General features: G+C 67.0%; 19 protein-coding genes and 1 pseudogene. 10 read left to right on the top strand and 10 right to left on the bottom strand.

Annotation, left to right across the window (positions count from 1 at the left end; all coding sequences use genetic code 11):
* Positions 1-4 precede the first annotated feature (4 nt).
* On the top strand, positions 5-1,108 hold the full coding sequence (locus tag LRS12_RS04565) for a LacI family DNA-binding transcriptional regulator (protein ID WP_257843531.1): 1,104 nt from the start codon (positions 5-7) through the stop codon (positions 1,106-1,108).
* Positions 1,101-2,880 (top strand): annotated as a pseudogene (locus LRS12_RS04560) (IlvD/Edd family dehydratase). The gene LRS12_RS04565 and the pseudogene LRS12_RS04560 overlap by 8 nt, the downstream one beginning before the upstream one ends.
* A gap of 139 nt (positions 2,881-3,019) precedes the next feature.
* Here the strand turns inward: LRS12_RS04560 and LRS12_RS04555 are convergent.
* The 6 genes from LRS12_RS04555 to LRS12_RS04530 are packed head-to-tail and all read right to left on the bottom strand — an operon-like array spanning position 3,020 to position 9,160.
* Entirely contained in the window at positions 3,020-3,292 is a 273-nt protein-coding gene (locus LRS12_RS04555; protein ID WP_257843530.1) for a hypothetical protein, read from the bottom strand.
* Positions 3,293-3,344: 52 nt separating this feature from the next.
* A complete protein-coding gene (locus LRS12_RS04550) occupies positions 3,345-4,904 on the bottom strand; it encodes a sialate O-acetylesterase (RefSeq protein WP_257843529.1) in 1,560 nt (519 codons plus the stop codon).
* The gene (locus LRS12_RS04545) at positions 4,901-5,779 is read right to left on the bottom strand and encodes an SMP-30/gluconolactonase/LRE family protein (RefSeq protein ID WP_257843528.1); all 879 of its coding nucleotides are present in this window, start codon (positions 5,777-5,779) and stop codon (positions 4,901-4,903) included. Before LRS12_RS04545 ends, LRS12_RS04550 begins: the two co-directional genes overlap by 4 nt.
* Entirely contained in the window at positions 5,770-6,528 is a 759-nt protein-coding gene (locus LRS12_RS04540; protein WP_257843527.1) for an SDR family NAD(P)-dependent oxidoreductase, read from the bottom strand. Before LRS12_RS04540 ends, LRS12_RS04545 begins: the two co-directional genes overlap by 10 nt.
* A 32-nt stretch (positions 6,529-6,560) precedes the next feature.
* A complete protein-coding gene (locus LRS12_RS04535; RefSeq protein WP_257843526.1) occupies positions 6,561-7,994 on the bottom strand; it encodes an aldehyde dehydrogenase family protein in 1,434 nt (477 codons plus the stop codon).
* Between the two features lie 26 nt (positions 7,995-8,020).
* Positions 8,021-9,160 carry a fumarylacetoacetate hydrolase family protein gene (locus LRS12_RS04530; RefSeq protein ID WP_257843525.1) on the bottom strand — a complete coding sequence of 380 codons (1,140 nt, stop codon included), beginning with the start codon at positions 9,158-9,160 and terminating at the stop codon, positions 8,021-8,023.
* A gap of 135 nt (positions 9,161-9,295) precedes the next feature.
* Here LRS12_RS04530 and LRS12_RS04525 point away from each other — a divergent pair, with 135 nt between their 5' ends.
* From LRS12_RS04525 to LRS12_RS04505, 5 genes are read left to right on the top strand one after another with little or no spacing between them, the layout of a single operon-like run.
* On the top strand, positions 9,296-10,933 hold the full coding sequence (locus LRS12_RS04525; RefSeq protein WP_257843524.1) for a glycoside hydrolase family 43 protein: 1,638 nt from the start codon (positions 9,296-9,298) through the stop codon (positions 10,931-10,933).
* Complete coding sequence (locus LRS12_RS04520) at positions 10,930-12,435, top strand: tryptophan halogenase family protein (protein ID WP_257843523.1); 1,506 nt, start codon at positions 10,930-10,932, stop codon at positions 12,433-12,435. The genes LRS12_RS04525 and LRS12_RS04520 overlap by 4 nt, the downstream gene beginning before the upstream one ends.
* Positions 12,432-12,977, top strand: a complete 546-nt coding sequence (locus LRS12_RS04515) for a tryptophan 7-halogenase (RefSeq protein ID WP_257843522.1) — start codon at positions 12,432-12,434, stop codon at positions 12,975-12,977. Before LRS12_RS04520 ends, LRS12_RS04515 begins: the two co-directional genes overlap by 4 nt.
* Positions 12,917-13,504, top strand: a complete 588-nt coding sequence (locus tag LRS12_RS04510; RefSeq protein ID WP_257843521.1) for a hypothetical protein — start codon at positions 12,917-12,919, stop codon at positions 13,502-13,504. Before LRS12_RS04515 ends, LRS12_RS04510 begins: the two co-directional genes overlap by 61 nt.
* 22 nt (positions 13,505-13,526) lie before the next feature.
* Positions 13,527-15,986: a glycoside hydrolase family 3 protein gene (locus tag LRS12_RS04505; protein ID WP_257843520.1), complete on the top strand. Its 2,460-nt coding sequence runs from the start codon at positions 13,527-13,529 to the stop codon at positions 15,984-15,986.
* A gap of 45 nt (positions 15,987-16,031) precedes the next feature.
* On the opposite strand, the gene LRS12_RS04500 is transcribed toward LRS12_RS04505, so the two are convergent.
* From LRS12_RS04500 to LRS12_RS04485, 4 genes are all read right to left on the bottom strand, one after another.
* Entirely contained in the window at positions 16,032-17,522 is a 1,491-nt protein-coding gene (locus LRS12_RS04500; RefSeq protein WP_257843519.1) for a tryptophan halogenase family protein, read from the bottom strand.
* 38 nt (positions 17,523-17,560) lie between these two features.
* Entirely contained in the window at positions 17,561-18,688 is a 1,128-nt protein-coding gene (locus tag LRS12_RS04495; RefSeq protein ID WP_257843518.1) for a hypothetical protein, read from the bottom strand.
* The gene (locus LRS12_RS04490) at positions 18,685-19,674 is read right to left on the bottom strand and encodes a glycoside hydrolase family 5 protein (protein ID WP_257843517.1); all 990 of its coding nucleotides are present in this window, start codon (positions 19,672-19,674) and stop codon (positions 18,685-18,687) included. The genes LRS12_RS04495 and LRS12_RS04490 overlap by 4 nt, the downstream gene beginning before the upstream one ends.
* A gap of 107 nt (positions 19,675-19,781) precedes the next feature.
* Positions 19,782-20,945: an alpha-hydroxy-acid oxidizing protein gene (locus LRS12_RS04485; protein ID WP_257843516.1), complete on the bottom strand. Its 1,164-nt coding sequence runs from the start codon at positions 20,943-20,945 to the stop codon at positions 19,782-19,784.
* Positions 20,946-21,162: 217 nt separating this feature from the next.
* Between LRS12_RS04485 and LRS12_RS04480 the strand changes: the two genes are divergently transcribed.
* From LRS12_RS04480 to LRS12_RS04470, 3 genes are all read left to right on the top strand, one after another.
* The gene (locus tag LRS12_RS04480; protein ID WP_257843515.1) at positions 21,163-21,936 is read left to right on the top strand and encodes a sugar phosphate isomerase/epimerase family protein; all 774 of its coding nucleotides are present in this window, start codon (positions 21,163-21,165) and stop codon (positions 21,934-21,936) included.
* A gap of 63 nt (positions 21,937-21,999) precedes the next feature.
* Positions 22,000-22,956, top strand: a complete 957-nt coding sequence (locus tag LRS12_RS04475; protein WP_257843514.1) for a sugar phosphate isomerase/epimerase — start codon at positions 22,000-22,002, stop codon at positions 22,954-22,956.
* 19 nt (positions 22,957-22,975) lie between these two features.
* Complete coding sequence (locus tag LRS12_RS04470) at positions 22,976-23,899, top strand: sugar phosphate isomerase/epimerase (protein WP_257843513.1); 924 nt, start codon at positions 22,976-22,978, stop codon at positions 23,897-23,899.
* Positions 23,900-24,164: the final 265 nt, after the last annotated feature.

Raw genomic sequence — 24,164 nt, 5'->3', positions numbered from 1 at the left:
GACCATGGCCCCACCTGCATCCGCCAAGCCTCGTTCGTCGCGCCGCCGTGGTGGCGCTCCCACCATCGCCGATGTCGCGGCGGAGGCACAATGCTCGCCGATGACGGTGAGCCGGGTGATCAACGGCGAGGGCAATGTCCGCGAAAATACGCGCGAACAGGTGCTGGCCGCGATCGCCAAATTGAACTTCGCGCCCAACCGCGCCGCGCGCAGCCTGGCGGGCGGCGAGCAGCTGCGCATCGCGCTGATGTTCGACAATCCCTCGGCGTCCTACCTCAGCGAATTCCTGATGGGCGCGCTGGAAGAGGCGAGCCGCGCCGACATCCACCTCGTCGTCCAGAATTGCGAGAATGTCGCCGAGGCCAAGTCGCTGGTCCATCACCTGATCGACGGCGGGATCAAGGGCTTCATCCTGCCCCCGCCCTTGTGCGACGACCAGAGTGTGCTCGACCTGATCACCGACGCCGGGGCCGTCGCCATCGCGGTCGGGCCGGGCAAGGCGAGCGGTTCGCATGCCGCAGTGCTGATCGACGATTTCCAGGCCGCCTATGACATGACGCGGCACATCATCGACCTTGGCCATAATCGCATCGGCTTCATCATCGGGAACCCCGAACAGGTGTCGAGCGGCCGCCGTCTCAACGGCTACAAGGCCGCGCTCGAAGCTGCCGGCATCCCGGTGCGCGAAGAGCTGATCGCGCAGGGCCGCTTCACCTATCGCTCAGGCATGCAGGCGTCGGAGCGGCTGATCTCGGTCGATCCGCGCCCCACCGCGATCTTCGCGTCGAACGACGATATGGCGGCGGCGACCGTCGCAGTCGCGCACCGGCTGCACCTCGACGTGCCCAACGACATCACCGTGTGCGGCTTCGACGATACGGCGATGGCGAGCACGATCTGGCCCGAGCTGACCACGGTGCGCCAGCCGATCCGCGGCATGACTGCCTGGGCGGTGTCTGCGGCGGTGCGCATCCTCAAGGCCAAGCGCAACGGAGAGCCGCTGGAGGTCGAGCAGAAGACCTTGCCCTATACGTTGGTCCGCCGCGATTCGGACTCGGCGCCAACCCTGGCCCGCCGCGCCGCGCCCAAACGGAGTCCCGATGCCTGACGATTTCCCCGTGCGGCTGCGGTCGCGCGACTGGTTCGACAATCCCGACCGCTGGGACATGACCGCGCTCTATCTCGAGCGATTCATGAATTATGGCGTTACCCCCGAGGAGCTCCAGTCGGGCAAGCCGATCATCGGCATCGCGCAATCGGGCAGCGACCTCAGCCCCTGCAACCGCATCCACCTCGACCTTGCGAAGCGCGTGCGCGATGGCATCCGCGACGCGGGCGGCATCCCGATCGAATTTCCGGTCCATCCGATCTTCGAAAATTGCCGCAGGCCGACTGCGGCGCTCGACCGCAACCTTGCCTATCTCGGTCTGGTCGAACTGCTCAATGGCTATCCGATCGACGGGGTGGTGCTGACCACCGGCTGCGACAAGACCACACCGAGCCAGGTGATGGCGGCGACGACCGTCGACATTCCCGCCATCGTCCTGTCGGGTGGGCCGATGCTCGATGGCTGGCATGAGGGCGAGCTGGTGGGGTCGGGCACCGTTATATGGCGCAGCCGCCGCGCATTGGCTGCGGGCGAGATCGACGAGGCGGAATTTCTGCGCCGCGCGACCAGCAGTGCGCCGTCGGCCGGGCATTGCAATTCGATGGGCACGGCATCGACCATGAACGCCGTCGCCGAAGCGCTCGGCCTGTCGCTCACCGGCTGCGCGGCGATCCCGGCGCCCTATCGTGAGCGCGGGCAGATCGCCTATCGCACGGGCCAGCGCATCGTCGAGATGGTGCGCGAAGACCTGCGCCCGTCGAAGATCCTGACGCGCGAGGCGTTCCTCAACGCCATCGCCACGGTCACCGTCTGCGGCGGATCGTCCAATGCCCAGCCGCATATCGTCGCGATGGCGCGCCATGCGGGGATCGAGCTGGAGCCGGAGGTCTGGTACGACCATGGCTATCACCTGCCGCTGCTGGTCAACATGCAGCCAGCGGGCAAATATCTAGGTGAGCGCTTCCACCGCGCGGGCGGGGTGCCCGCGGCCATGTGGGAATTGCTGCAGGCGGGGGAAGCTGCACGGCGATTGCCTGACCGTCACCGGGCGCAGCATTGCGGAAAACCTGAAGGATAACGAAGCCAGCGACCGCGAGGTGATCCGCCGGTTCGCGGAGCCGTTGCAAGAGAATGCTGGCTTCCTCGTGCTGAGCGGAAACCTGTTCGACTTCGCGATCATGAAGACGTCGGTGATCTCGCCGGAATTCCGACGCCGCTATCTTTCGCGGCCGGGCGCGGAGAATGTGTTCGAGGCGCGGGCAATCGTGTTCGACGGGTCGGACGATTATCACCATCGCATCAACGATCCCGCGCTCGACATCGACGCGGATTGCATATTGGTGATGCGCTCATCCGGCGTGCTCGGCTGGCCGGGTTCGGCGGAGGTGGTCAACATGCAGCCGCCCGACGCGCTGATCCGTGCTGGCGTGAACTGGCTGCCGACGCTCGGCGATGGCCGTCAGTCCGGGACGTCCGACAGCCCGTCGATCCTCAACGCCTCGCCCGAAAGCGCGGCGGGCGGTGGGCTGGCGTGGCTGCGCACCGGTGACACGATCCGCATCGACCTCAACACCCGCCGTTGCGACATGCTGGTCGCGCCCGAGGAGATCGAGCGGCGCAAGGGCGATGGGCTGCCGGAGGTTCCGGCGAGCAACACACCATGGGAACAGTTGGCGCGCGAAAAGACCGGGCAGCTGGGCGAAGGTGCCGTGCTGGAGTTCGCGCTGGAGTATCGCCAAACGTCGAAGACGCTGCCGCGGCATAATCATTGAGGGTCAAAATCCTCCCCGGAACGGGGAGGGGGACCAGCGAAGCTGGTGGAGGGGGCCCGAGGCAAGCGCCTCGCTTGGAGGAGGGCCCTCTCCGTCAGCGCTGCGCGCTGCCACCTCCCCGTTCCGGGGAGGATTTAGTCTACTCCACAACCAATTCGAACGAGGTCGGCGTCATGTTCGCCACGTCGTACAGATTCACCACCGGCGTATCGGCCCAGGCATAGCGCACCCGCGTCACCGGCTGCCCATCGCGCAGCACCCGGACCGTGCCGCCCTCGACCCGCGCGGCCGCAAAGCGACAGCTCTGCGCGCACAATTCGAATCCGATCGGCGCGCCGCTCCAGCTGGTGAGCGCGCCCTCGACCCCGCTGAACGACACCACCACATCGCCGCCGTCGCGCCGTGCCGACACCGCCTGCGGTCCCGGCTTGCCGAGTGCCGCGCGGGCGAGGCGCTTGCCCAGCTCATTCTTGTCCCCCGGATGGATATCGGTGCGCGATCCCAGGTCGATCGCCGAAACCAGCGCCGTTCCCGGTGTTGTCGCGACCGCGCGGCGCTGTTCGTCGCGCAGCCGGCCCCAGCCACTCTCGACCGGCGTCGCCCCCCGGCGCGCCATAGCCCGCAAGGCCCACCACCAGCACCGGCAGCGCGGGATCACCCGACTGGCGACGATAGCCGTCGATCAATCCGCGCAGCCGCACGTCATAGCCGGTCTGCCCTGAATCGCTCTCACCCTGATACCAGGCGACGCCGCGCAGCCCGATCCCGCCCAGCGGTGCGACCATCGCGTTGCCGATCAGGCCAAGGCCCGCGATGGTATCCCATGGCGGGCGCGGCGGCGTGCCTTTGGCCGCCGAAATCCAGTAGCGCCACTGGTCGCCCAGCGGGATGCTCGACCCGTCGGCGAGGGCCAGCTTCAGTCGCTCTCCCGGACCCATGAAGCCGCCGGTGCCATAGCTGTTCCAAACCGCAACCAGCACTTCGTTGGCGCCGGCTTTCCAATAGCTGCCCGGCACCTCGTAGTCGCGCGGGTTAGACCAGCCAAAGCTGTTGCCGACCGGCTTGCCGTTGACGAACGCCTGATCGCCATCGTCGATGATGCCGAGCGACAATGTGCCGCCGCTTTTCGCCTGTTCCGCCGTCAGCGTAACCGTGCGGCGGAACCAGACCCAGCCGGTAAAGCCGCGCAGCGGTGCTTCGCCGAGGCCATCCCACGGCCCTATTCCGGGCACCGGCGACCATTGGACCGCATCGGGCATAATCCAGGGCTCAACCTTCTCTCGTGACCGCCACCAGTCGATCCAGCGCGGCGCGAATTGCACGTTCGCGGCGAGTTGGTCGCGGTCGTACAGCGCGAGCAACGCCGCGTCCTCCGCGCCATAGATCGCGCGCGTCGCGACCGGATCGAGCCAGGCGCGGATCGCGGTGCCGCCCCAGGTCGCATCGATCAGGCCGATCGCGACCCCCGGCTCGGCCTTGCGCAGCTCGCGCGCCATATACCAGCAGGCGGCGGAGAATTCGGGCGCCGTCTCGCGCGTCGATGCCTGCCAGCTGGCCGGTTCGCCGAATGTGCGGCGCGGCTGGGTCGCCGTCGCCTTGGGCACGGTCAGCATGCGCAGCATCGGATCGGCGGCGCTGTTCATCTGATTGTCGAAATCGAGCGCGCGGCGGACCGGAAATTCCATGTTCGACTGGCCCGAGCACAGCCAGACATCGCCGACCATCACGCCCTTCGCCTCGACCGCAGCGTCGAGCGTCGCGGCGCGCAACACATACGGCCCGCCCGCCTTCATCGCGGGGAGGGTCGCGCGCCACTGGCCGTCCTTGCCGGCTTTCGCCTGCGCGATCGTGTCGCCGAGCGTAACGGTCAGGCGCGCGCCGGGCGCGGCCGCACCCTCGACGATGATCGGCTTGTCGCGCTGGAGCACGCCCTGATCGCCGATGGCGGGGCTGAACGTGAGTTGCGCGGCGGCGGGCAGGGGGGCAAGCATTGTCGCGGCGAGCAGGACCGCCGCGCGCTTCATGCGACGTGCGCCCGCGCGAGCTTGTGTCCGGGAACGCTCGCCTCGAACGCGAACAGGTCGCCGGCATGCGGCTGGGCCGCGCGCTCCTGCGCACTCAGACCCTTGGCGGCGGTGGTGGCGTAGAGCGTCTTGAGCCCATCGCCCCCGAACGCCAGCTTGGTCACATTAGCGACCGGCAGGCGGACGAACTCGATCTCGCGCCCGGCGGCATCGAAGCGGCGCGCGCCATGCCCGGCGAAGAAGCCGACCCAGACATTTCCCTCAACATCGGTGATCGACCCGTCGGGATAGCCTTCATCGCCGGTGAAGGTCAGAAAGGGCTGAACCGCGCCGAGCGATCCGTCGTCATGCAGCGGCGCGACCCAGATGCGCCGCCCAATCGTGTCGGTGAAATAAATGCGATCCCCGGCGGGCGACACCGCCGGGCCGTTGGTGATGCTCACCGGCCCCGGCCCGACCCGGTCGAGCTGCCCGGCATCGAGGCGGTAGAAATGTCCGGTCGTAGCGCTTTCGGCATTGTCCATCGACCCGAACCACACGCGGCCCTGCGCGTCGGTGCAGGCGTCGTTGAGGCGATTGCCGGGCAGGGTCGGCTCGACCACGCGCCAGAAGGTGAAGGCGCGCGTCTCGGTGTCGAACCAGTGCAGCCCATTCTGCAGACCGCACAGCAATCGGCCATTATCGGCGGGCAGCGCCCAGCCGATCTCGCCGGGCGCATCGGCGCTGCTCAGCGCACCGGACGGGGGGTCGAAGCGGTGGAGCTTCTTGCCCTTGATGTCGACGAACCACAGGCAGCCACGCTGCGCATCCCAGACCGGGCCTTCGCCCAATGTCGCGCCCAGTCGCGCGACGACTCGTGGTTCGTTTACCGCCATCCGGCATCCACCCAATAATTATGCGCGGTGCACATGCGTGCGTCGTCGCTGGCGAGGAAGGTCGCCATCGCCGCGATATCGGCGGGCTGAATCCGCCCTTTCAGCGCCTGTGCCGACACGATCTCGGCCTCGCCCTCGGGCGTGTACCATTTCTCCTGTCGTGGCGTCTGGACGTTGCCGGGGACGATGGTGCAGGCGCGGATGCCGTGCGGGCCAAGCTCGCGCGCCAGGCTGCGGGTCAGCCCCTCGATCGCTGCCTTGGCGGTCTGGTACAGCGTCAGGTCGGGCAGACCGAGATGCCAGCTGATCGACCCGAAATTGATGATGACGCCATGGCCGGCATCCTTCATCCCCGGAACCACCGCCTGCGTCGCGAAGAACAAATGGCGCAGGTTCACCGCCATCCGTTCGTCCCAATAGGCCGGCGTGACCTCTTCTATCCCGTGGCGGTCGTCGCTCGCAGCATTGTTCAACAGGATATCCACCGGACCCCGTTCGGCGATGGTCGATGCGAGACAAGCCTGCAGCGCTGCAACATCCGTGACATCGCATGTGCTGAAATGCGGCGCATGGTTCGCGCCGGGCGTGAGCCGCGCGACCAATTCGGCGGCAGCATCCTGTTGCACGTCGACAAAGCTGACCCGCGCGCCCTGCGCCACGAACGCCTCGACCAGCCCTTCGCCGATCCCCGACGCGCCGCCGGTGACCAGCACATGCCGGTCACGCAGGCTGGGATAGATCGCGCGCATCGCGGCTGATCCGGTGGACTTCTGCAACAACGTCAATCCCCCGAATAGACCGTCTTGACGGTGGTGTAGAATTCAACTGCGGCGAACCCCTGCTCGCGCGCGCCGTAGCTCGACTTGCGGGTCCCGCCGAACGGCACATGATAGTCGACCCCGGCGGTGGGCAGATTGACCATCACCATGCCCGCCCGGATCCGCTTGCGGAAATCGCGGGCGTACTTGTGGCTGGTGGTGACGATACCCGACGACAGGCCGAACTCGCCCTGATTGGCGATTTCCAGCGCATGTTCGTAGTCCTTCGCGCGGACGGTCGAGACGACCGGGCCGAACACTTCCTCGCGGTTGATCGTCATGTCGGGATCGGTGTCGGCGATCAGCGTCGGGGCCATGAAGTATCCAGGCGTGTCGAGCTTGAGCGGATCGGGTCCGCCGCTGGCGACGCGCCCGCCTTCTTCGATCGCCTTGCGGACATAGCGCAGATTCTGCTCGAACTGGCTCTCGCTCGACGCCGGGCCGACCTGGGTGTCGGCCGCCAGCGACGGGCCGACCTTGAGCGCCTTGGCACGCTCGGCGAGCGCGGCGACGAAGCGGTCGTGGATCGCATCCTCGACGATCACCCGGCTCGACGCGGTGCAGCGCTGCCCGGTCTGGAAGAAGCCGCCGTCGAGCGCGATCGCCACCGCCTTGTCGAGATCGGCGTCGGCGAGCACGACCAGCGGGTTCTTGCCGCCCATCTCGAGCTGCACCCGCGCCTGTCGCGTCATTGCGGCCATGCCGACCTTCGCGCCGACGCCCTGCGACCCGGTAAAGCTGATCGCGTCGACATGCGGGTGATCGACGATCGCCTGCCCGACGCCGCCCTGACCCAATACCATGTTGAACACACCGGGAGGTGCGCCGCATTCCTGGATGATGTCGGCGAGCGCGCTGGCGACCGCCGGCGTGACGTTGGCCGGCTTGATCACGACGGTGTTGCCGAAGGCGAGCGCGGGCGCAGCCTTCCACGCCGGAATCGCGATCGGGAAGTTCCACGGCGTGATCAGGCCGACCACGCCGACCGCCTCGCGATAGGTCGCGACGTCGAGTCCCGGCCGCGTCGATTCGAGCGTCAGGCCGTGACGGCGCAGCGCCTCACCCCCGAAATAGCGGAAGATGCGCGCGGCGCGCATTACTTCGCCCATGCCCTCGGCGCGGGTCTTTCCCTCTTCGCGCGCGAGCAGTTCGCCCAGCTCGGCGGCGCGCGCCATGATCGTCGCGGCGACCTTGTCGAGCAGGTCGGCGCGCACTTCGGGCGACGCGGCGGCCCAGCCGGGCTGCGCGGCGCGGGCGGCCTGCACCGCAGAATCGACTACCGCAGCATCGCCCGCAGCAAAGGTCGCGACGACCTCGTCCGTGTTCGACGGATTGCGGCTCTCCAGCGGGGTGTCGACCGCGACGCGCTCGCCATTGATCAGGTGGGTCAGCTTCATGATGCGCAGTTCCTGCAATTCAGAGTTCAGATCCGGTCGGCGAGCCCGCGACGCGCAAGGTCACGAACAAGAACACCGATTCCAATTTCCCATATGGGCGCATTTTTCGACGTCGTCACCGTATTCGCGAGCGTACCAAGCCGCGATGACGAGATTGTCACGCGATCGCCGACCTTGTGGGTGAAACCGCCGCCCGGCACATCGCGGTCCTGGGTCGGCGCAAAAAGGGTGCCGAGGAACAGGACGAAGCCGTCGGGATAGTGATGCTCGCTCATCGCCTGGGCCGCGATTTCCAGCGGGTCGCGGCTGATCTCGCTCATCCGGCTCGCGCCTTCCAGACGGAAGCCGTCAGTGCCCTCGATTGTCAGTGCGACATCGGCGCTGCGCACATCGTCGATGGCGAAGCCGCCATCGAACAGCCGGATGAAGGGCCCGAGCGCGCAGGACGCTGTATTGTCCTTGGCCTTGCCCAGCAGCAGCGCCGAACGCCCTTCGAAATCGCGCAAATTGACGTCGTTGCCCAGCATCGCGCCGACTGCCTCGCCCCGGCGCGATATCGCCAGCACGATTTCGGGCTCGGGATTGTTCCAGCTCGAATCCGACCGCACCCCGATCGGCGCGTCATGGCCGACCGCCGACAGGACCGGCGACTTGGTGAAGATCTCCGCATCCGGGCCGATCGCGACCTCCAGATATTGCGACCACATGCCGTCCTCGATCAACGCGGCCTTGAGCGATGCTGCTTCGGCCGAACCCGGCACGACCGACCGGATGCCGCCACCGATCCGCTCCTCCAGTCGCCCGCGAATCTCGGCGGCCTTGCTCGCATCGCCGCGCGCGCGCTCCTCGATCACGCGTTCGATCGCCGAGACCGCGAAGGTGACGCCGGCCGCCTTGATGCATTGCAGGTCGATCGGGGCAAGCAGGGCGACGCCGTCGGGCAGTTGCGGATCGGCGGCATCGAGGTCGGCGATGCGCTTGCCGAATTCTGGGCTGGTTAGGCCACGGTCGATTGCGCCAGCGACGGTTGCGACATGCGGGGTAAGGTCGAACAGCGCGCCATCTGCGATCAGCACCGGCACCGGGCCGTCGCCCAGATCGACCCGCCCGAGGAAGCGACCCGTCCGCCAATCGTCCGGCAATATGCCCGCAAGCGAGACGGCCATCGCGCTTCACCCCTCCGCCATCATTGTTCTTGATAGCGCTAACATCATGCTCCTATGAAGGTGTCAAGCATCGCGCGGAAAAAACGTCGATGCAGCTGCGGGGAAAGCCGCAGAGAGAAGGAGAAGAGGAGCGAGATGAAGGGTTTGGCCGCCTTGTTGGCGTTGGTAATCGCTGCGCCCGCTGTTGCGCAGCAGAGCACCGCGCGATCCGATTTCGTCGCCTATTCGGGCGACTCCGATGCGCGGCCTTTGCCTGCCGGGCATTATGCCAATCCCGTGCTGCCGGGCTTCCGCCCCGACCCGTCGATCGTGAAAGTGGGGCAGGATTTCTACCTCGTCACTTCGACCTTCGCCTGGTTCCCGGGCATCCCGGTCTATCACAGCCGCGACCTGATCAACTGGCGTCAGATCGGCAATGCGATCGACCGTCCGGAGATGCTCGATTTCACCGGACTCGCGCTGGATCGCGGCGTGTTCGCGCCGACCATCGATTATCATGACGGCACCTATTACATCCTCAACACCTGTGTGGGGTGCCGCGACAATTTCGTGCTGACCGCGAAGGACCCGGCGGGGCCGTGGAGCGGGCCGCACTGGCTCGACTTCGGCGGGATCGACCCGTCGATCTATTTCGAGGACGGGCGGGCGTGGATCGTCAATAACGACGCGCCGCCCGGAAGGCCCGAATATGACGGGCACCGCGCGCTGTGGATGCAGGAAATCGACCTGACCACCTTCAAGATGAAGGGGCCGCGCCACCTGCTGGTCGACAAGGGCGTCGACCCGTCGACCAAGCCGATCTGGGCAGAGGGGCCGCACATCTACAAGGTCGATGGCTGGTATTATCTCTCCGCCGCCGAGGGCGGTACCGCCGACCAGCATGCGCAGACTATCTATCGCTCGCGCAACCTGACCGGTCCCTATACCCCCGGCCCGGTCAACCCGATTCTCACGCAACGCGACCTGCCCGAGGATCGCCCGAACCCGGTCCAGGCGACCGGCCATGCCGATTTCGTGAAGCTGGACGATGGCAGCTGGTGGGCGGTGTTCCTCGCCACCCGCCCGTTCCGTGGGCAGGAAACGCTGCTGGGTCGCGAGACCTTCCTGTTGCCGGTGACGTGGAAGGATGGCTGGCCATCGATCCTGCCGCCGCGCACCCCGCTGCCCGCCAGCGCCGCGCGACCCAAGCTGCCCGTCTCCCCCTCGGGCGAACCCGCGTCCTGGGTGGAGGAGTTCGATACGCCGAAGCTCACGCAGGACTGGCTGATGCTGCGTACGCCCAAGGGGTCGCCGTGGTGGCGGATCGCCAGCGGGTCGTTGACGCTCGACGCGCGCCCGGTCGCCGCCGGCGCGCTCGCTCAGCCGAGTTATATCGGCAAGCGCATGCGGCACGCGAAGGCGAGCTGGACGACGCGGGTGACGTTCGATCCCAGAAGCGCTGCCGATCGCGCGGGTCTGCTCGCCGTGGCGGACGAAAATCACTTGATGTTCGCGGGGCTTGAGGGCGACAAGCTGGTCGTGCGGCGGCGAATTTCCAAGGATGAGCCTGAAAATGGCGTGGTGGTCGCATCGGTCCCGCGTGGCGGCGCGACGCAGGTCGATCTGAAGCTGAGCTTCGACAGGGGCGTGGCCCAGGCGGAATGGCGGCCGGTCGGCGATACCGCGTGGCGCAGCATCGCGCGCGACATCGATGTGTCGCGGCTCGCAACGATCCATGCCGGGCTGTTCATGGGGCTGGTCGTCGGTCCGCACGCGGCGTCGGGAACACCATGACCGATCCGGTGCGCGTCGTCATCGTCGGGGGCGGAACCGCAGGGTGGATGACCGCATCCGCCCTTGCGCGGTTCCTGCCGGGCGTGGCGGACGTGCGCCTGATCGAATCCGAGGAAATCGGGATCGTCGGCGTGGGGGAGGCGACGCTGCCGCACCTGCGCGCGTTCCTCCAGCGGCTCGGCATCGACGAGGCCGAGATGATGCGCGCCACCAACGCGACCTTCAAGCTGGGGATCGATTTCCGCGATTTCGGCAAGATCGGCGAGCGCTATGTCCACCCGTTCGGTGCCTATGGTGTGGACCTCGCCGGGGTCGGATTCCACCATTATTGGCTGCGCGCGCGCGAGGAGGGCCTGCGCCACAGCATCGAGGATTATTCGCTGCCGATCATGGCGGCGCGCGCCAATCGCTTCGCCTTTCCGCCGGCGGATGGGGACTTTCTCGCCACGAGCTATGGCTGGGCGTATCAGTTCGATGCGACCAGGCTGGCGCCGATGCTGCGCGGCTATTCGGAGGCGCGCGGTGTCGTGCGGACCGAGGGTCGGGTGACCGGAGTCGAGCGCAACGGAGAGAACGGGGACGTCACGCAACTTGTGCTGGAAAGCGGCAAGCGCGTTGCGGGCGACCTGTTCATCGACTGCTCGGGCTTCCGCGCCTTGCTGATCGGCGGGGCGATGGATGCGGCGTGGGAGGATTGGTCGCGCTGGCTGCCCTGCGACCGCGCCGCCGCATTGCCGACGCAGAGCATGCCCGGCGCGATCGAGCCCTATACCCGCGCCACCGCGATGGGTGCGGGGTGGCGCTGGCACATCCCGCTGCAGCATCGCGTCGGCAACGGCTATGTCTTTTCGAGCAGCTTCCTGTCGGAGGATGCGGCGTGTGACGCGATCCTGGGCGCGGTCGAGGGCACGCCGCTGGTCGATCCGCGCGTGCTGCGCTTCCGGGCCGGGCGGCGGCGCGAGAGCTGGGTCGGCAATGTCGTCAGCATCGGGCTCGCCAGCGGGTTCCTCGAACCGCTCGAATCGACCAGCATCCATCTCGCGCAAATGGCGGTGATGCGGCTGATCGAGCTGTTCCCCGAACGGCAGATCGACCCCGCCGACCGCGCCGCGTTCAACGCGACGGTCGATTATGAATATGACCGCGTCCGCGACTTCCTGATCCTGCACTATCACGCCACGACGCGCGACGATTCGGACTTCTGGAACCATGTCCGCACGATGGAACTGCCCGACAGTCTCGCGGGCAAGCTGGAGCTGTGGCGCGAGAGCGGCCGGATCGAGCAATATGGCGAGGGGCTGTTCCTCGAACCCAGCTGGATCGCGGTCTATCTGGGGCAGGGTATGATGCCCGCGCGGCACGATCCGCGTGCCGACAATCCGTCGACTCCCGTACTGGCGAAGGCGCTCGACGATATCTCGCGCACGATCCGCGAGCGGGTCGACGCGATGCCCGATCATGAAGCTGCGATCCGTGCGCATGGCGCATGGGGGACGGCGTGAGCGGCCCGGCCAGCGTCGCGGTGCTGGGCAGCGGCGTGGTCGCGCTGTCCGCCGCCATCGCCTTTCGCCGTGCATTGCCGACGGCGCGGATCACCCTCGTCGATCGTCCCGCCGATCCCCGGTCGCTGCTTGACCGGATCGGCGCGGCGACCATCGCGATCGACGGGTTCCACCGCGCGATCGGGCTGGACCAGCAGCTGTTCATTCGCCGCACCGGTGCGGTCGCGATCCGTCGCGTGACGCTGGACGGCATCGCGCTGGGCGCACCCGGCGCGATCCCGCATGTCGAGGGGGTCGCGCTGCACCAGCTCTGGCTGCGCAGCATCGCCGATCGACTCGATGCCGCGCCCGATTGGGCGGAGCTGACCGCGCCGGGGGCTGAGCCGTTCGGGGTGCGTTTCGACATGCCGGCCTATGTCGCGCTGCTTGCCGAAATGGCGGCGGCGCTGGGGATCGCACGGGGGAGGCCGATGAGGCCGAATTGCTGCTCGACTGCACGGCTCCGGGGAGCGACTGGACCGACGCCCCGCTACCGCGCCTGATCGCCGAAGCGATCCCGCCGGGCGGCCCCGAGGGCGAGACGCTGGCGACCGGTGCCGCCGTCGCGTGGCAGGCGCCGCCCTGGGGCTGGCGGCTGGAGCGGGGCGAGGGACTGCCCCCGGGCAGTCACCCGACGCCACGCACCGGCAACCGCATCGCACTCGGCGAAGCGGCGCTCGTCGCCGAGAGTTTCGACGGTCATGCGCTGTCCGCAGCCCATGCCGATATCCTGCGCGCGATCGAATTCATGCCGCACGCCGACCCGAGCGCGCGTGAGGCCGCCGAGTATAATCGTCGCACCGCCATTGCCCATCAGCGCCTGCTCGACTGGGCCATCGAGCGTTGGGGCGGCGTGCCGACCGTTGAACTCACCGCCTTCCGCGCGGGCTTTGTCGCACGCGGGCGCGTCCCCTATCGCGACTGGGATCCCGTCACCCCCCGGCGAATGGGTCGGCTGGTGGTTCGCGCGCGGGGTTCGCCCCGCCCGCGTCGATCCCACGGCCCGCGCCGTCCCCACACGACCAACTGATCCGCATCATGGAGAGGAATAGATGAAGCGTTTGATGCTCCTGGCGCTCGGCGCCGCGCTGGCCGCACCGCTGGCCGCGCAAGAAAGCCCGGTGAACCCCGAAATCTGGCCCAGCCCGACCTGGCCGCAGCGGACAGACAACGCTGTCGAGGCGAAGATCAAGGCGCTGATCGCCAAGATGAGCGTCGAGGAGAAGGTCGGCCAGATCGTCCAGGCGGACATCGCCAGCGTCACCCCGGCGGATGTGCGCACCTATCATCTCGGCTCGGTCCTCAACGGTGGCAGCAGCGGCCCCTATGGCGACGATTTCGCCGCTGCGCCCAAATGGCTCCAGCTTGCCGATGAATTCTACGAAGCGTCGGTCGACAAGAGCGGCGGGCGCGTCGGTGTGCCGATCATCTGGGGCACCGATGCGGTGCACGGCCACAGCAACATCATCGGCGCGACGCTGTTCCCCCACAATATCGGCCTCGGCGCGATGCGCGATCCGGACCTGATCGAGAAGATCGCGCAGGCGACCGCGCTGGAGATCCGCGCCACGGGTCAGGAATGGACCTTCGCCCCCACCGTCACCGTCCCGCGCGATTTCCGCTGGGGCCGCGCGTACGAGGGCTATTCGTCCGACCCCGATCTGGTCGCCTCTTATGTCGAGCGGATGGTGCGCGGGTTGCAGGGCCCGGGCAGCGGCACCAACCTGCTCAGCGGTCCCTATGTCCTCGCATCGACCAAGCATTTCCTCGCCGATGGCGGCACACATGAGGGGCGCGATCAGGGCGATGCGCGGATCAGCGAAGAGGAACTGCGCGACATCCACGGCGCCCCCTATATTCCCGCGATCGAGCAGGGTGTGGCGACGGTGATGGTCAGCTTCTCCAGCTGGAACGGCACCAAGATGACCGGGCACAAGGGGCTGCTGACCGATGTGCTGAAGAAACGCATGAATTTCGGAGGCTTCCTCGTCTCCGACTGGAACGCGCACGGCCAGGTCGAAGGCTGCACCAACGCTTCGTGCCCCAAGGCGGTCAATGCCGGGCTCGACATGTATATGGCACCCGACAGCTGGAAGCCGCTGTGGAACTCGCTGGTCGCCCAGGTGAAGTCGGGCGAGGTGCCGATGGCGCGGCTCGACGACGCCGTAGCGCGCATCCTGCGCGTCAAGATGCGGCTCGGTCTGTTCGAGGCCGGCAAACCCTCGACGCGCAAATATGCCGGCGACTGGTCGCTGCTCGGTCACGCCGATCACCGCGCGGTGGCGCGCGACGCAGTGCGCAAGTCGCTGGTGCTGCTCAAGAACAGTGGCGCGCTGTTGCCGGTGAAGGCAGGCGCGCATGTGCTGGTCGCCGGCGATGCCGCCGACGACATCGGCCGTCAGTCGGGCGGCTGGACGCTGACCTGGCAGGGCACGGGCGTTACGAACGAGCAATTCCCCGGAGCGACCTCGATCTGGAAGGGGCTGCAAAGTGCGGTGACCGCGACCGGCGGCAGCGCGGAGCTGGCGGCGGACGGCAAGTTCGCCAAGAAGCCCGATGTGGCGATCGTCGTGTTCGGCGAAACGCCCTATGCCGAGTTCCAGGGCGACCTGAAAACGCTCCAGCTGCGCCCCGAACTGCGCAAGCCCTATGAGACGATGAAGGCGCTCAAGGCGCAGGGGATTCCGGTGGTCGCGGTAATGGTCACCGGCCGCCCGCTGTTCATGAACCCGGAACTCAACGTCGCCGACGCCTTCGTCGTCGCCTGGCTGCCGGGATCGGAAGGCGGCGGCATCGCCGACCTGCTGGTCCAGCGCAAGGATCGCCGCGCGCCATATGACTTCACCGGCAAGCTGCCCGTCGCCTGGCCCGCCACCGCGCGCGCCGACGGTCCGACGTTGTTCCCGTTCGGCTATGGCCTGACTCTGGCCGGTGGCCCCGCTGCGTGGAAGCCGCTGTCTGAGGATAGCGGGGTCGCCGATGAGGATGCCGGCCATGTCTATTTCGCGGGCGGCGTTCCGGCCGCGTCATGGTCGCTGCTCGTCTATGGCGACCCGGCGGATTCGACGCGGATCACCACCGTGCCATCGGTCGCGGCGAGCGGGCGGGTCCGCGTGACCGCAGTCGACCATGTCGTGCAGGAAGGCGCACGGCGCTTTGCCATCACATCGGGCAATGCCGATGTCGCGCTCGCGACCCAGGCACCGCTCGATTTGACGCGCGAGACCAATGGCGACGTCATGCTGGTCGCGACCATGCGCGTCGATGCCAAGCCCGCTGGGCCGCTTCACTTTCGCATCGGCAATGCTGCGGTCCGCGCGACCCCGATCGAAGGGGCGAAGCCGGGAGACTGGGTGAGCTACGGCGTCCCGCTCAAATGCTTCGCCGCGGGCGGGACGAATCTGGGCCGGGTCGAGGCTCCGTTCGTGCTGCGCAGCGAAGGCGCGTTTACGTTCAGCCTGTCGCGCGTCGCGCTGGGGACGGCGGCGGACCGGGTGGTCGGTTGCCCCTGACCATTCCTTCTCGTCACCCCGGCTCAAGGCCGGGGTGACGAAACTCTAACCCTGCCGAACCATCGCCGCGATCTGGTCGGCGTGGCCGGGCAACTGTCCTGCCACATCGGCATAGGTCGCGGCGATGTGGCGCATCGCGGCGGTCACTCGCGCATCGTCCATCGAATCGACCAGCGGGTCGTGCCCCTCGGGGATGATGCGCTGGCCGAGCAGCACCGCGACCCAGCTCGGCACGCCGAACAGGTCATGGTCGTACCGGCGGATGCGCCCGCGCTCGCGCCACAGCTCGAGCTTGGCGGCGAGGCTGTCGGGGACGGTCATCTCGCCGACATGCCGCCAGAAATCGGTGTCGCGCCGCTCCGTCGCCTTGTAATGTAGCACGATGAAATCGCGCACATATTCATACGCTTCATGCATCAGCCGGTTATATTCGTTGCGCCCCGCCGAACCCATGTTCCGGTCCGGGAACAGCCACATCAGCTTCGATATGCCGGTCTGGATCAGGTGGATGCTGGTCGATTCGAGCGGCTCGACGAACCCGGCGGACAGGCCGAGCGCGACGACATTCCCCTCCCATTGCCGCTCGCGCACGCCCGCCGTGAACGACAGGCCGCGCGGTGCGTCGGTCGCGGGGGCGTCTAGGTTTGCCAGCAGCGTCTCGCGCGCCGCCTCCTCGCTGCCGAACGCGCTCGCATAGACGATGCCGTTGCCGGTGCGGTGCTGCAGCGGGATGCGCCATTGCCAGCCAAAGTCGTGCGCGGTGGCGCGGGTCAGCGGGGTCAGCGGATCGGCACGCTCGCACGGCACCGCGATCGCGCGGTCGCACGGCAGCCAGTTCGACCAGTCGCGATAGCCGACCCCCAAAGCGTCGCCGAGCAACAGGCTGCGAAACCCGGAACAATCGATGAAGAAATCGCCCGCGACCCGGCGGCCATCGTCGAGCAGCACCGCCGCGACATGGCCGGTCTCGCCGTGGCGCTCGACCGACGCGATCTTTCCCTCGACGCGCGCGACGCCGCCCGCTTCGGCCCGGCGGCGCAGGAACGTGGCGTAGAGACCCGCATCGAAATGATAGGCATAGGCAAGCCCGCCCAGCGGTGAACGCGGGTCGGGGGCGGGATGCGCGAAGCGGTCGCGCCGCGCCGCCTGGGCCGCCATCCAATAGTCCTCAAGGTCCCCGATGCGGTGCTTCAGCCAATATTGGTGGAAGGCGACGCCCTCGAAATCATGCCCCAGTTCGCCGAACGGGTGCAGGTAGCGGTCGCCCTTGCGCGCCCAGTTGACGAATTCGATGCCCAGCTTGATCGTCGCGCCGGTTGCGCGCACGAACTCGCGTTCGTCGATGCCCAGCCGATGGTTGAACTCGCGGATCGGCGGGATCGTCGCCTCGCCGACCCCCACCGTTCCGATCGCATCGGATTCGACCAAAGTGATTTGGCGCTTGCCGTCATTGAGGAAGCGCGCGGCGGCGGCGGCCGCCATCCATCCGGCGGTGCCGCCGCCGACGATGACGATGCTGGAAACCGGATCGGTCATGGCGCTGCGCTACCAGCTTCCCGCCACCGCCGCGACATTCAGTTGCCCGACGGGTTCAGCACCGCCTCTTCGCGGATGACATAGACCGGCCCGACCTCGATCTCCTGCCGTGCACCGCCGGTGTGGAGCGACAGCTGGCCGGCACCCTTGGCGATGTCCATCGGGGCCTGTGTGCGGAACTGATAGAGTCGCCAGTTCGGCCCGACCTGGACCTGCTTGTCGAGGAAACCGTCATAGGGCGCGGCGTTCTTCTGGATGCGCACCGACAACAGTCCCTGACCGTCCGCCGTGCCCGCCGACAGCGCGCGCGCGAGCACCGCGACGAGCAGGACGTCGCCGTCCTTGATCTCCTCGTTCAGCGCGATGCTCGCGCCCGAGGCATAGGGCGCGGGTCCGGCGGTTGCGACGGTGAACAGCGTGCCGACGCGGCCATAGACATTGGTCACCGTCGCCTTGGTCGTCTGGCCCGCGCCGTGGAATCCCCAGTCGCGATTGGCGGGATCGTTGAGCATCCTGCCCTTGTCCTTGAGCTGCGGCGGCAGCTCGGGATCGGGCGCGGCGGCGGTCTCGACGCGCTTCACCGTGCGGATGCTGGTCGCGCCCTCGACGATGATCACCTGGCCGATCTCGATGGTCTGCTTGGCCCCGGCGAGTTGGAGGCCGACCACCGCCTGTCCGGTCGGCAGCGCCTTGTCCGATCGTGCGGTGACTTCGTACAGCGCCCATTCGCTGCCGATGTCGAGCACCGTGTCGCCAAAGCCGGCATAGGGCGCGGCATTCTGCTGGAAGCGCACGCCGATCTTGCCCTTGCCGCCGGGAGCCTCGGACTTCAGTGTCCGGGCGTAGAAGGCGACGGTCACGTCGCGCCCGGCCGCGATCCCGCGCCGGATCGGCACGTTCGCGCCGCTGTCATAGATATTGGCGCCGGCGCGCGGCACATCGACTCGCACGGCGGCACCGCCACCCGGGATCGACGGGTCCTGCACGTTCTTCGTCTTCTGCTCGGCGCCGTAAAAGGCCCAGTCCATGCGCGACGGATCGTTGATCAGCGTGCCGGGCAGCGCATCGTCGAGCGCCTGAAGCTCGGCCGTTGGCTGGTCCTGCGCCATGACCGCGGTGGGGAGCAGTGCGGCCAGGGCGACCGCAGCGATCAGAACCCGCTTCATTCCGGCAGCCCCATCGCGCCGCGCAGACCGGGAAGCCATTGCTTCTTCTCCTTGTCATAGAATGGGAAGGTGTTGCTGTACGCCCAGGCGCACATGCCGATGTCCATTGGCCCGAACGCTGCAGTGACCGCGCGGTGGTACGCGACGCGCTGATCCAGGCTGGTGGTTGTGTGCGCCCCGGTTTCGCCCATGAACGGCGTCTTGCCCGTGCGCGCGATATAGGCGCGGATCTTCTCGACATCGCGCTTCAGCCGGATCGCATCCTCTGCGGTGCCATAGGTGCGTCCGACCGGCGGGGCGGGGTTGACCCAGCTCGCGCCCTGATGGGTGAAGTCGAACGGCTCATAGTAGTGGAAGGTCGGGACGATATGGGGATCGTCGGGCAGCGGCAGCGTCGCCAGACTGTCGATCCCGCTCCACAGTTCGCCGCCGATGATGACCGGCCGATCCGGGTTGGTTTCACGGATCGCCTTCAGCGCCGGCGTCAGCACCGCCAGCAGATTGCTGTGGTCGAACTTTTCGTGCGGCTCGTTCTCGATCTCGAACCACACATGGTCGCGCGGCATGTCGGCAAAGCGCGCCGCGATCTGCCGCCACATCGCCGCCAGCTGCGGCGCGCTGCCCAGCGGATCCTTGTGGATCGCGCCGAAATGATGGCTGTTGAGGATGACGTTGAGCCCCGCAGCGCGCGCTTGTTCGACGGCGGTGCGGATGCGCTTCATATAGGCTTCGTCGATCTTGAAGTCCGGCCCCGACCCGGCATGCGTGTCCCAGCGGACGGGCAGGCGCACCGTCTTGAACCCGGCCCTGGCGATGATCGCCATATCGTCATCGGCCAGCGGCTTGCCACCCCAGGCGGATTCGGCCGGCGGCTCGAACGTGTTGCCGATGTTGATGCAGACGCCGACCGGCAATTTGTCGGTGCGGGCGGGAACCGCTTGCGGTGTGGCGGTCAACAGGGCGGCGAGCGCCAACGGGCCCATCATGCGCATCTCTCCTCGTCGATCCGGCCACTAGCGGGCCGTATTGGAATAGATTGGTAGCGCTATCAGACAACGCTGGTCAATCGGGCTTTTATGAGACGGTTTGGATATTACGGAAGGCGCACGGCACCCGCCTCACGCAGCGCCGCGATGCTCGGAAAACCGTCGACCGCCATCAGCAGATCAGCCTCGGCCAGGATCGATCGCAGCACATGCGCTGCCCCCTCGGCGCCGCCGAGCGCGAGGCCGTAGCAATAGGGGCGACCCACGCCGACCGCAGTTGCGCCCAGCGCCAGCGCCTTGGCGACGTCGCTGCCGGAGCGGATGCCTGAATCGAACAGCACCGGCACAGTGTCCGCCGCCGCGACCACATCGGGCAACAGGTCGATCGCCGCGATTCCGCCATTGGCCTGCCGCCCGCCATGATTGGAGCAATAGATGCCGTCCGCCCCCTCGTCGATCGCGCGGCGCGCATCGTCGGGGTGGCAAATGCCCTTGAGCACGATCGGGAGCTTGGTCAGCGACCGCAGCCACTTCATGTCGGCCCAGGTCAGCACCCGCCCGAACGTCGCCGCCCAGGTCATCACCGCCGCGCGCGGGTCCTCCGCCGCGGGCTTGGCAAGCATCTTCCGGAAACGCGGATCGGACCAGTAATTCGACAGGACATGCCCGCGCAACTGCGGAAAGTTTGCGGTGTTGAGGTCGCGCGGCCGCCAGCCGGTCACCCAGGTGTCGAGCGTCACGACGATCGCCTTGTACCCCGCCGCCTCGGCGCGGCTGACCAGACTCGCGGCGAGTTCTGGGTCCTTGGGCGTGTAGAGTTGGAACATCCCCGGCGTGTCGCCCATCGCGGCGGCGACATCCTCCAGCGGGTCGTTGGTCAGCGTGGAGACGGTGAGCGGCACGCCGGTCAGCGCGGCGGCGCGCGCCGCGGCGATGTCGCCATGCCCGTCCTGCGTGCACATGCCCGCCACGCCTACCGGGGCCATGAACAGCGGGGAGGGGAGCTTCAATCCGAACAGATCGACCGACAGGTCGCGGGTCGAACAATCGACCATCATCCGCGGCACGATGCCCCAATGGCGAAAGGCGTCGGCATTGGCGCGCTGCGTCTGCTCGTCACCGCATCCGCCCTGGACATAGGATAGCAAGGACGGCGCCATTGCGGCCTCGGCGCGCTTCTCAAGGGTCGCGAAATCGACCGGGATCGTCGGCACCACGCCCTGCAACCCCGCGCCATAGATCGCATGCTGATAGTCGCCGAAATGCGGCATCGAATCCTCCCCCGGGGCTTCCGCTTCGCGCGGAATGACTGGTGCCCGGCTGGGGTCGAAGCTAACGCCAAGCCTCGACGTTTAGAAGTCACACCCATTCCGACCTTGATCTTTTGGCGAAGATCCGTATCGGGGGAGCGACAAAATAGCGGGATTGAGCCCGCCAGGCATACGAGTGCGTGACGCACCACGGGGCCGTGGAATGGGAAGGGATCCTATGTCTGCGGCTTATCAACTATCCTCCTGCATCGAATGGCAGTTCGCCGACGCCGGCGCGCTCGATGCGCGCGTGCGGGCGGCCAAGGCGGCCGGCTTTGCGCTGGCCGAATTCCACCTGTGGCGCGACAAGCCGATCGATGCGCTCGCCGCCGCGCTCGACGAAACCGGCGTGCGGCTCACCAGCCTGTGCGTCGACCCGCGCCGCTCGATCGTCGACCCGGCGCAGCGCGATGAGATGGTCACAGCGGTGCGCGAAACGATCGCCGCGACCGAGATTCTCGGCAAGCCGAACCTGATCGTCGCCTCGGGCTTCCGGGTCGAGGGGATGAGCGAGGAAGAGCATTTCGCCAATGCCGTCACCGCCCTGCGCGCGGCGGCGGATGCGGCGGAGGAGGCGGGCGTCATGCTGCTGCTCGAGCCGCTCAACACGCAATTGTTTGCCACCATGTATCTCGTCAGCACCAAGCTCGGCCTCGATCTGGTCGAAGCGGTGGGCAGTCCGAACCTGCGCTTGCTGTACGATGTCTGGCACAGCGCCGTGATGGGCGAGGACATGGCGGAGGTGCTGGCGGGCCGCATTCACCTCGTCGCGCATGTGCAGGTCGCCGACATGCCCGACCGCAACGAGCCGGGCACCGGCAACCTCGACTGGACCAAGGTCACGCGCACGCTGCGCGACATTGGCTACACCGGCGCCATCGGCCTCGAATATTTCCCGACCATGCCGATGGACCGGTCGCTGGCCCAGTCGCAGCGGATGCTCGCCGACTGACGCCCGCCGGGCCGAGCCTCCTACCGCCGTCGCCGACGGCGCATTATTCAGATGGACGACGCGATGAACCTCGATCGGATTGCGATCAGCCTGGACCTGATCAACCGCCACTATCAGGAGCCGAACCGCAACCGGTTCGAGAGCCGCTATTTCTGGGAAGAACTCTATCCGCTGATCCGCGCGAGCGGGTTTCGATCGATCGAGATCCCCTATGAGCCGGTCTGGCAGTTTGGCGGGCGCAGCGGCGTTCCGATGAACCGCTATTGCATCAACACCAAATATGAGTCGGCCGCCAACTATCGGGCCGTGCTGGCCGACAGCGGCATCGACCAGGTCGCGGGCGTGACGTTCGACCCCAATTTGTTCATGCGGAACGACAATCTCGATTTCTTCTTCGGCGCGAGCGGACATTTCGCGGGCGAGGCGCTGGCGCACGCCGCCGATCTGGGGGCCGACTATTTCGCGATCAGCCCGTCGCCCTGTTACGGGCGCGTCGCGCACTATCACCCCGATATCGAGGCTAAGCGCGCGACCTTTACCGAGCGGACCCTCCAGTTGCTGGGCGGTTTGGCGGAAAAGGCGGACGCAGCGGGCGTCACCCTGGTGCTGCGCAATGAATATTGGAGCCTGTTCCGTGGCGAGGATGTCCGGCCCTTGCTCGACGCGCTGCCCGACAGCGTGAAGCTCGACGTCGATGTGGCGAGCCTGACGATCGCCGGCGTCGATCCAGCGGCGTTCATCGAAGCGCAGCAGGGCCGCATCGGCTGTGTGCACCTCACCGACACCCAATTCGTCGATCCGGGCGATGTGTGGAAAAGCGCGAACCCTGAATTCCCGGCGCAGCGCGCGACGCAGGTATTCCGCGATCCGGGCACCGGCAATGTCGATCTGGCCGGCGTGGTTCGGCTGCTCGATCGCCTGAACTACACCGGCCCGGTCGTGTGCAGCGCGCGTCAGACCCGCGATCCCTTCCGCGCGCTGCTGCGCACCCGCGCCCTTCTCAACCAGTTGCAGAACTAAGTCGGACGGAGCCTCCGCCATGCCCAATATCCGCTACGCCAACATGTGCCATTGGAAGACCATTCCGTATCGGCAGATCGACAATTTTCGCGAATTTTATTATGAGGATAAGACGAATACCGCCTATTATTCGGACTGGGACACCATCCTGAAATACCAGTCGGCGCTGGGGTTCGAGGGGATCGAGATCGCACCCTGGGATCTGGCGGATATCCTCCCGCTGTTCGGATCGCCCGAGAAGTTCACAGCCTTCGCGAAGGAACGCGGGGTCGAGGTGATCGGCATGTTCCATGGCGCCCATGCCTCGCACGACGCCGGCCATTTCGACGAAGCCGTGCGGGCCGGCCGGGAGGCGGTGGACACGATCGTCAAGTTCGGCGGCACCTACATGAACACCTGTCCGACGCAGAATTATTGCGGGACCGGGCCGCTGAGCCGGGACGAAGTGCAGCAATGCGCAAAGGTGATGAACGAGATCGGTCGCTATGCCACCGATCACGGCGTCAAGATCGGCCTGCACAACGAGTTTTTCTGTGCGATCAACATCGAGAACCACCGCGAGCTGATCGGATCGACTGACCCGAAGCTGGTGCATTATTGCATCGACACGGCCCAGATTTCGATCATGGGCGAAGACCTGCTGACCTTCTACAATGACTATCACGACCGGATCAGCACCTTCCACCTCAAGGACACCGGCTCGGCGCGCCAGCCCGACAGCGTCCGCTACGCACGCGATCCCGAGATTACCGACGATGGCACACGCTGGTTCTGGGAGCCGGGTCTGGGTGAACTCGATCTCAAGGGACTGTACCGGCTGCTCAAGCAGCACGCGTTCAAGGGCTGGATGTCGATCGAGTATGACGGCTCGCCCGATCTCCTCGCCTCCATGGCGCTGACCCGCTACCACCTCGATAACGAGTTGCGGCCCATCTACGATTGAGCGGTGATGGCCCGGCGCGACAACAGGGTCCGTCGGGCGGGGGCGTGTACGGGATGACCGGCTGATTGGCGCCCCGCGCTGGACAAACATAACGAATACGGATCGCCGTTTACACTACCATAGAACCGCTGCTTGGCGACGGCTATCGACATGCGCCGCACTGCGGCGCCGCTGGCCCTGTGAAAAGCAAAGGTTGGCCCAAGCGGATCGTCCGCTTTGCGAAGGCAAGGCAATGAAGCGGACCTCTATACGGATATTTCCACCC

Source organism: Sphingomonas sp. J344 (genome assembly GCF_024700005.1).
Taxonomy (GTDB): domain Bacteria; phylum Pseudomonadota; class Alphaproteobacteria; order Sphingomonadales; family Sphingomonadaceae; genus Sphingomonas.
This window is presented reverse-complemented; position numbering and strand designations above follow the sequence as displayed.

Coding starts and splice junctions, on each gene's coding strand:
- LRS12_RS04565 (WP_257843531.1), top strand. CDS start 5: ATGGCCCCACCTGCATCCGCCAAGCCTCGTTCGTCGCGCCGCCGTGGT.
- LRS12_RS04550 (WP_257843529.1), bottom strand. CDS start 4,904: ATGAAGCGCGCGGCGGTCCTGCTCGCCGCGACAATGCTTGCCCCCCTG.
- LRS12_RS04545 (WP_257843528.1), bottom strand. CDS start 5,779: ATGGCGGTAAACGAACCACGAGTCGTCGCGCGACTGGGCGCGACATTG.
- LRS12_RS04540 (WP_257843527.1), bottom strand. CDS start 6,528: ATGCGCGCGATCTATCCCAGCCTGCGTGACCGGCATGTGCTGGTCACC.
- LRS12_RS04535 (WP_257843526.1), bottom strand. CDS start 7,994: ATGAAGCTGACCCACCTGATCAATGGCGAGCGCGTCGCGGTCGACACC.
- LRS12_RS04530 (WP_257843525.1), bottom strand. CDS start 9,160: ATGGCCGTCTCGCTTGCGGGCATATTGCCGGACGATTGGCGGACGGGT.
- LRS12_RS04525 (WP_257843524.1), top strand. CDS start 9,296: ATGAAGGGTTTGGCCGCCTTGTTGGCGTTGGTAATCGCTGCGCCCGCT.
- LRS12_RS04520 (WP_257843523.1), top strand. CDS start 10,930: ATGACCGATCCGGTGCGCGTCGTCATCGTCGGGGGCGGAACCGCAGGG.
- LRS12_RS04505 (WP_257843520.1), top strand. CDS start 13,527: ATGAAGCGTTTGATGCTCCTGGCGCTCGGCGCCGCGCTGGCCGCACCG.
- LRS12_RS04500 (WP_257843519.1), bottom strand. CDS start 17,522: ATGACCGATCCGGTTTCCAGCATCGTCATCGTCGGCGGCGGCACCGCC.
- LRS12_RS04495 (WP_257843518.1), bottom strand. CDS start 18,688: ATGAAGCGGGTTCTGATCGCTGCGGTCGCCCTGGCCGCACTGCTCCCC.
- LRS12_RS04490 (WP_257843517.1), bottom strand. CDS start 19,674: ATGATGGGCCCGTTGGCGCTCGCCGCCCTGTTGACCGCCACACCGCAA.
- LRS12_RS04485 (WP_257843516.1), bottom strand. CDS start 20,945: ATGCCGCATTTCGGCGACTATCAGCATGCGATCTATGGCGCGGGGTTG.
- LRS12_RS04480 (WP_257843515.1), top strand. CDS start 21,163: ATGTCTGCGGCTTATCAACTATCCTCCTGCATCGAATGGCAGTTCGCC.
- LRS12_RS04475 (WP_257843514.1), top strand. CDS start 22,000: ATGAACCTCGATCGGATTGCGATCAGCCTGGACCTGATCAACCGCCAC.
- LRS12_RS04470 (WP_257843513.1), top strand. CDS start 22,976: ATGCCCAATATCCGCTACGCCAACATGTGCCATTGGAAGACCATTCCG.